General features: G+C 40.3%; 7 protein-coding genes and 1 pseudogene. 4 read left to right on the top strand and 4 right to left on the bottom strand.

Annotated elements, in window-relative coordinates; translation table 11 throughout:
* The 3 genes and pseudogenes from ACEW8O_RS19455 to ACEW8O_RS19445 form a co-directional block, all read left to right on the top strand.
* Positions 1–237 (top strand): annotated as a pseudogene (locus ACEW8O_RS19455) (hypothetical protein); the annotation flags it as partial.
* Positions 238–255: 18 nt separating this feature from the next.
* Positions 256–1,194, top strand: coding sequence for a DUF4097 family beta strand repeat-containing protein (locus ACEW8O_RS19450; RefSeq protein WP_373496293.1), 939 nt, complete (start codon positions 256–258; stop codon positions 1,192–1,194).
* A gap of 252 nt (positions 1,195–1,446) precedes the next feature.
* Complete coding sequence (locus tag ACEW8O_RS19445) at positions 1,447–2,340, top strand: dienelactone hydrolase family protein (protein WP_373496292.1); 894 nt, start codon at positions 1,447–1,449, stop codon at positions 2,338–2,340.
* A 505-nt stretch (positions 2,341–2,845) separates the two neighbouring features.
* Here the strand turns inward: ACEW8O_RS19445 and ACEW8O_RS19440 are convergent.
* From ACEW8O_RS19440 to ACEW8O_RS19425, 4 genes are all read right to left on the bottom strand, one after another.
* Positions 2,846–3,589, bottom strand: coding sequence for an endonuclease/exonuclease/phosphatase family protein (locus ACEW8O_RS19440; protein WP_373496291.1), 744 nt, complete (start codon positions 3,587–3,589; stop codon positions 2,846–2,848).
* Positions 3,590–3,746: 157 nt separating this feature from the next.
* Positions 3,747–4,205 carry a CBS domain-containing protein gene (locus ACEW8O_RS19435; RefSeq protein ID WP_373496290.1) on the bottom strand — a complete coding sequence of 153 codons (459 nt, stop codon included), beginning with the start codon at positions 4,203–4,205 and terminating at the stop codon, positions 3,747–3,749.
* A gap of 153 nt (positions 4,206–4,358) precedes the next feature.
* Positions 4,359–5,111: a copper homeostasis protein CutC gene (locus ACEW8O_RS19430; protein WP_373496289.1), complete on the bottom strand. Its 753-nt coding sequence runs from the start codon at positions 5,109–5,111 to the stop codon at positions 4,359–4,361.
* Positions 5,112–5,115: 4 nt separating this feature from the next.
* Positions 5,116–6,099 (bottom strand): isoaspartyl peptidase/L-asparaginase family protein, encoded by a 984-nt coding sequence (locus ACEW8O_RS19425; protein ID WP_373496288.1) that lies wholly within the window; start codon positions 6,097–6,099, stop codon positions 5,116–5,118.
* 359 nt (positions 6,100–6,458) lie between these two features.
* On the opposite strand from ACEW8O_RS19425, the gene ACEW8O_RS19420 reads away from it, so the two are divergent.
* On the top strand, positions 6,459–7,113 hold a 655-nt coding region (locus ACEW8O_RS19420), incomplete at its 3' end, for a creatininase family protein (protein ID WP_373496287.1).

Below are 7,113 nucleotides of genomic sequence, written 5' to 3'. Positions count from 1 at the left end.
CCCTATGCAGGATTGAGATTGGGTGGAAGAGGGAAATTTGTTTACCGTGACGATACCGGTGACCGCCGAAGACAGTTCCAGATGGGTAATATGTTTGCCAATGACTTCCGCTATGGGGGAAGAGTCGAAATCGGTGTAGGGGATGTCGATTTATTTATGAATTACGATTTTAACGAAATGTTTCAAACTGATAAAGGTCCCAAGGTCAACACATTGAGCTTTGGCATCATTCTCTAACAAACTCCAACAATCATTATGAAAACCAAAATTAGATTACACCTAAACTTGCTACTGATAATATTAGTAGCTTCAGCAAGCCCAAGTTTTGCCCAGATGAAAACTTTGGTGGATGTCAACAGGTCTTTTTCAGGTATCAGCAAGATAGAAGTTTCCGGGGGTTCATTGGATATTGAATACCTTGGCAACAGCGGGAATGAAGTATCAGTTGATGCTTTCCTGGAATCCACCAACCATGACCAGGATATCGTCTTTGTCACAATGGGCAATGTATTGAAGATTTCACATAGCGTGAACAACACCCGGTCCAATTGGGGAAATGTTCGCACCAAAGGCCATATCAAAATACGTGGACCTCAAAGTGTCGAATTGGATATGAAGGCCGGTTCGGGCAGTGTAAATGTGGATAAAGTAACCGGGGATATCACCAACCTAAATGTAGGATCAGGAAGCATCAAAGGTTCAAATATTAACGGCGATGTTTATGCCAAAGCAGGGTCCGGGTCCATTAGGCTTTCAGATATCAATGGAGATGTCAAAGGGCAGATTGGTTCAGGTTCGGCAGAAATCACTAGTGTATCAGGTTCTTTGAACTATAATTCAGGGAGTGGTGGTGTTAAGGCTTCTGATATCAGGGGTCTTGTCAATATCAGCCTGACTTCCGGCAATGCAAAACTGGACAATGTCGCGGAATTGGGAGATCTTAAGCTGACTTCGGGAAATCTGGATGCCAAAAATGCCGGATTGGGACCCCATACCAGGCTTAACGGTACTTCCGGAAATTTCAAAATCCAGACAAGTTCCAATATCAGGGATTTCAACTATTCAATGAGTGCTACCTCCGGTAATATCACCGTGGGAAATTCAAGAGGCGGTAGAAACTTATCCATAGACAATGGTGCATCCGACAGCATTAAGGGAAGTATTACTTCAGGAAATATCTCCATCGTAAATTAATTTTCTAAATGGGTCGGGGCGAAAAGGCCCCGCCCCATTTAGAAAATTAAATGTGTTTAAAGATTAATTTAGTCTCAAAACCTATAAATTTTGAGACTTTTCCTTTTTTCAATTTCTTTATCTTTTCTTTTGAAAAACATTCTTGCCTGATTTCCTCTTTTATATCCATTCCCCATTATTCAGGGATTTTTCATCCTTAAATTACTTACATTGAGGATTGTTAATTGAAATAAAAATCAAAGGAGAGCAAATATGGAAAACAGTCCCATCAAAAAGGAAGACCTGCATCAGGAGATTTTCGACATGTATGATTACTATGTCCATGGTAAAATCGATAGACGTGAATTTGTCAACCGACTTTCGGTGTATGCGGTAGGTGGACTAACCGTGTCTGCCATTCTTTCTTTTTTATTGCCCAATTATGCTGAAGCCAAACGCTTTAAGCTGGATGATCCGCGCTTGATTTCAGAATTTGTGGAATATGATTCACCCAAAGGGGCAGGTAAAATGAGAGGTTTATTGACCCGTCCTGCGGATGCCAAAGGAAAACTTCCGGGTGTATTGGTGGTACATGAAAACCGAGGTCTTAATCCCTATGTAGAAGACACTGCACACCAAGCGGCCTTAGATGGCTTTATTGCTTTTGCACCGGATGCGCTTAGTCCCTTTGGCGGATATCCGGGAACAGATGATGAAGGAAGGGCCATGCAGGCAAAAAGAGACCGAAACGAAATCCTGGAAGACTTTATAGCCGGTTATGAATTATTGATGAAAAATGAAAATTGTACCGGTAATGTTGGAGTCGTAGGATTCTGCTTTGGTGCATGGATCTCAAACATGATGGCAGCCCGCTTGGCTGACTTAAAAGCCTCCGTACCTTTCTATGGAGGCCAAGTCAGTGCCGAGGATGCCGCTAAAATCAAAGCCCCATTACAATTGCACTATGCAGAACTGGATACCAGGGTAAATGCAGGATGGGCTGATTATGAGGCCGCATTGAATGCCAATAACATAAAATATGAAGTATTCTTTTATGAAGGAGTCAACCATGGATTCCATAACCATTCCACCCCAAGATATGACAAAGAAGCAGCAGCGTTAGCTTGGGGCAGAACAATTGAGTTCTTCAAAAAGAATCTAAGCTAACCCTACTTTGTCAATTAAATGTTAGAGATAAAAACCTGCCAGGTTTATGCCCTGTAAGCAATAGATAAACAGGTTATAGGTTAAAAACCTGGCAGGTTTACAAATCATTCCCAAACAAGACAAAGTAGGGTTAAAGCCAAATATTTTTCTCCCGCCGGTCACTAAATCATCTTGATTATTCAAGTAAAATCTAAAGATTCCGGAAATTTGCGAGAGTTTTTTAACCAGAGAACTTGTGTTATATTAAAACTAATATCTAAAGGTTATCACCATCGAGAAAAGTTTCAAGTTAATTCTTTGCGTCTTTGCGTCTCAGCGGGAAAGATTGTCAACAACATAGCTCTAGTCATCAGAACGAAAATCACCATATCCAATCCGTTCCAACACTGAATTAAATCTTTTGGCATCTCTGTGATAAAGTGCAAGGTCAAACAACTCTACTTTTCTAAAATCAATGGGATGGCTTTCACTCTGTAGCGATATAAATCCTTTCGTATAAAAGGTATTAATACCTGACTTTGACCACCACTGGTTTATGGTCTGAATGCATCACATCCAAAACTTCCACGGACTCAATTTCCCATTCACTGTTCATATCAAACCAAAAATAGTCTATCCTGATTTTGGGCTCTTTGGAAGAGTAGGTGTTTTTGGGTTTTCCCACTTTCAATGCAGCATCTATAAAATGTTCACTCAGGATATCATATCCTTTTTCCTCATTGGTAAAATTAAAATCTCCCGTCAGTATTATTGGCAATCCAATGGATTTCAGGATTTTATGAGCAGCAATTACCTGAGCAGTCCTGTTTTCGGAAAATTCATGACAGAGGTGCGTTCCTGCAAAAATCAAATCCCTATTTCCTAAATTTACTTTCGCAATTGCCAGGCTTCTACCCTCTCCTCCTTTGGGTGTAGGTAAGTCATAAGACTCAAATATGGCGGGATGTCTGCTCAAAATCCCTTCTCCATAACCTCCATCAGAAAAATCTATTGCCTTGGCAAAAAAAGATTGCATTCCCGTCAATTTTTCAAGTTCCAACATCAGGTTCTTTTTACCATCCGGGTTAAAACCTTTGGTCCTGTTGGTCATACTGTCCACTTCCTGTAAGGCAACAAAATCAGGTTTGATAGCATTAATAAGTTCAGCTATTTCCTTGATATTACTGTTTCCCAAGTTATAGGGGTCTTCGCCATGGTATATATTATAAGTCATCAGTGTTAGAGTCTGATCTTGCGCTTTGATTGGCATCTTCAATAAGTTTGAAAATATCACTAGGAAAATAATCAGAGTGGATTTCATAATTGGGGAAATTTCAGTTTTCTGAATAAAAGTAACAAATTGGAAAACATTAAAAAACCTTGGCGGATTTCTCTGCCAAGGTCAATAGGATTGAGAAATAGTGTGATTACCAGGTAGTTTCCTTCAATTTCGGAAATGCCCTTATGATGTCACTCAAACTGATCTGACCGACCAATCTTCCATCTTTCATCACAGGAAACCGTCTGATCTTAAGATCCAGAAATTTTTGGGCAGCATCAAAAAGGGATAAATCCGGAGAAAGTGTCATTACATCTTTGGTCATGTGTTCTTCCACTGTTCCGGGAAAGGTCGGTGTATTGGAATATTTACCTTTGATGATTTCTTTCAGACAATCCACCTCTGATATAATGCCGACAAGGTTACCATCACTGTCCACTACCGGAGCACCCGAAATTTTCCTTTTGGTCAACAAATCCAGGACATGGTCAATGGTATCTCTGGGACGAAAGGTGACAAGGTTGGTGCTCATGTGATCTTTTACTAGAATTGGGGCTGCGGTTACTTTGGGTTCAACCACTCTTACGCCTTGAAAGCTTTTTACCATAGCAAAATACATTTTTAGTGAGACGAATAATTTAACCCAAAAAATTCAGACATCAAAATCTAATTTTCAAAAAAAATAACTTTACCATATAAAAATTTAGAATATCAGATTATCCAATTTGAAAAAAGGATAGAATTATTTAAATGAAAAATTTTATTTATCCTGATTGCTTTTAATTACGGTCAAAAATTCATTGACCAATGACCCGTCAATGGTAAGTACCTGATTGAAAGCCTCAGGATCTTTGGAAAGGGTAACCGAAGGATGGGAGTACTTGCTCTCAGTGGGCCTAAAGGCTTTACAACTGGCATGCACCTCTTTAAGTTTTCCGGAATTATTCAGTTCGGAAATATGTAAAGGTTTTAGGCCTCCTCCCGGCATGATGATGATTTGACCGGTAACCTGACCCAACCATTTCAGGATATTACCCATTCCTTTTGTAACATCATTTTCACCACCTGAAGTTAATATTCTTTGGAAACCACAGGCAAAAATATCATCGATGGCTTTGTCTTTGTCTTTACTGATATCAAATGCCCTGTGAAATGTACATGGAGAATCCTCCACTGCATGCATCAGGTATTTGCAGGCCTCTTTATCTACATGGCCATTCTTATCCAATGCCCCAAACACAAATCCATCAGCTCCATGGGATTTAAGGATGGCAATATCTTTTCTCATGACATACAATTCCTCAGGAGAATACACAAAATCCCCGCCTCTAGGTCGGATCATGACGAAAACAGGAATCTGGACTTTTTCCTTCAAAAAAGCCAAAGCTCCGGCACTTGGAGTTTCGCCTCCTTCTCCGAAATCCGAACAAAGCTCTAACCTGTCAATTCCATACTCCGCTGCTTTCAATCCCCCTTCTACCGTAAAAACGGGAGCTTCCAATAAAATAGACATCTTTTTAAAATTTACTTTTTGAATCAATCAGGTCTTTCCCGTTGCTATGGTGTCTGGCAAAATTAAACCCGGGATGAACGGCATAAGCGCCATATTCTCCATCTTTATTGATGGCAAGAAAACCTGCCTGAATATCGACAATATCTTTATTTTTCGCGATCAACCTTCTGACTGCTTCTTCGCAGGCTTCTTGGGGCGTTCTGCCCTGACGCATCAATTCCACTATCAGAAAACTCCCACATATCCTGATGATGGATTCTCCCAAACCTGTTGCCGTTGCCGCACCCACCTCACCATCGACAAACAATCCTGCACCAATAATCGGGCTATCTCCCACCCTGCCGTGCATTTTATAGGCCAGACCTGATGTAGTACATGAACCTGCAAGTTTTCCATCAGCACCAAGTGCAATCATGCCTATGGTGTCGTGATTTTCTATATTGATGATGGGTTTGTACAAGGATGTTTTTTTCCACTCCTGATACAGTTCATTTGCTTTGGGACTTAATGTTTCTGATTCCAAAGGAAAACCATGCGCAATGGCAAATTGTCGGGCACCTTCACCGGCCAACATGACATGAGGCGTTTCATCCATTACTTTTCTTGCCAGAGAAATGGGATGCTTTATTTGCCTGACAAAGGCCACCGTACCACAAGAACCATCGCCATTCATAATAGAAGCATCCAAAGTTGGAATCCCTTCCCTATCCGGCAAACCCTGAAGCCCAACAGATAGGTTATCCATGTCCAATTCTGTCACTTTTACACCTTCCTCCACCGCATCAATCAAGCTACCTGTTTCCATAAGCACTTCCCAAGCCCTGTCATTGGCAGGCATGCCATGGTTCCATGTTGAAAGTATCAGCGGTTTGAATTTTTCATTTGCATTTTCTTTCATGGTATTGGCACAGGATTCCAATATTCCACTGGGCAATAGTACGGTTGAGGAAAGTATGGTTTTTTTAAGAAAGGACCTTCTATCAGACATGTTGATTTTTTTGAGCAAAAAACACAAAATTTATTCAGGAATAAAGATTCAAAAAAAAACGGACAAATAAATTTGGCATCAGTGATTTTTTTGAGGAAGTTAGTGAAGGGAATGGGGAAAGATTAAGTAAGACAGGCGTCATCCCGAGTAATTAACATTTTGGAAATGTTCCGAAAGGGTAATGACATCAGGTCAAACAAAAAAATAATGGAACCACAAAAGAAACAAAAGGGGACAAAAGACTATATCACTAAAAGTTGATATTCAGTAACTTTTGTACTCTTTTGTCTTGAATCTTTATTCTTGGTTCTTGCCTCTCGCATCTCGCTTCTAATCTCTCGCTTCTAAAAAAAAAAAACATGAGACCATATATTCTAGCAGAAACCAATTGGAAAGAACTTAAAGAAAAAAGATTTGAATTGGCAGTACTTCCCTGGGGTGCTACTGAGGCCCATAACTATCATATGCCATATGGCACTGATATATTTGAAGCAGATGCAGTGGCTGCAGGTGCGGGAAAATATGCATGGGAAAAAGGCGCAAAAGTAGTCATTCTCCCTACGATACCATTTGGGGTAAATACAGGTCAAAGTGATATCTACTTGGATATCAATATGAACCCAAGTACTCAAATGGCTATTCTCAAAGATATTCTGACTGTATTGGAGAGACAGGGAATCAAGAAATTTCTGATCGTGAACAGTCATGGAGGCAATGATTTCAAGACCATGCTAAGGGAATTGGGATTGATTTTTCCTGAAATGATGCTGATGACCTGTAACTGGTTTCAAGCATTGGACAAAACCAAATATTTTGAAGAAGAAGGAGATCATGCCGATGAAATGGAAAGCAGTTTGATTTTATACCTGCATCCTGAATTGGTGCTGCCGCTGGAAGATGCAGGAGAAGGAAAAGAAAAAAAATCAGTTATTCCGGGACTTCGAGAAAAATGGGCTTGGGCAGAAAGAAAGTGGTCTCATGTTACTGAAGACACTGGAATCGGAAATCCCAAAA

This window comes from Aquiflexum sp. (assembly GCF_041749095.1).
Lineage (GTDB): Bacteria > Bacteroidota > Bacteroidia > Cytophagales > Cyclobacteriaceae > Aquiflexum.
This window is presented reverse-complemented; position numbering and strand designations above follow the sequence as displayed.

Coding starts and splice junctions, on each gene's coding strand:
- ACEW8O_RS19425 (WP_373496288.1), bottom strand. CDS start 6,099: ATGTCTGATAGAAGGTCCTTTCTTAAAAAAACCATACTTTCCTCAACC.
- ACEW8O_RS19430 (WP_373496289.1), bottom strand. CDS start 5,111: ATGTCTATTTTATTGGAAGCTCCCGTTTTTACGGTAGAAGGGGGATTG.
- ACEW8O_RS19440 (WP_373496291.1), bottom strand. CDS start 3,589: ATGCCAATCAAAGCGCAAGATCAGACTCTAACACTGATGACTTATAAT.
- ACEW8O_RS19445 (WP_373496292.1), top strand. CDS start 1,447: ATGGAAAACAGTCCCATCAAAAAGGAAGACCTGCATCAGGAGATTTTC.
- ACEW8O_RS19450 (WP_373496293.1), top strand. CDS start 256: ATGAAAACCAAAATTAGATTACACCTAAACTTGCTACTGATAATATTA.
- ACEW8O_RS19435 (WP_373496290.1), bottom strand. CDS start 4,205: ATGGTAAAAAGCTTTCAAGGCGTAAGAGTGGTTGAACCCAAAGTAACC.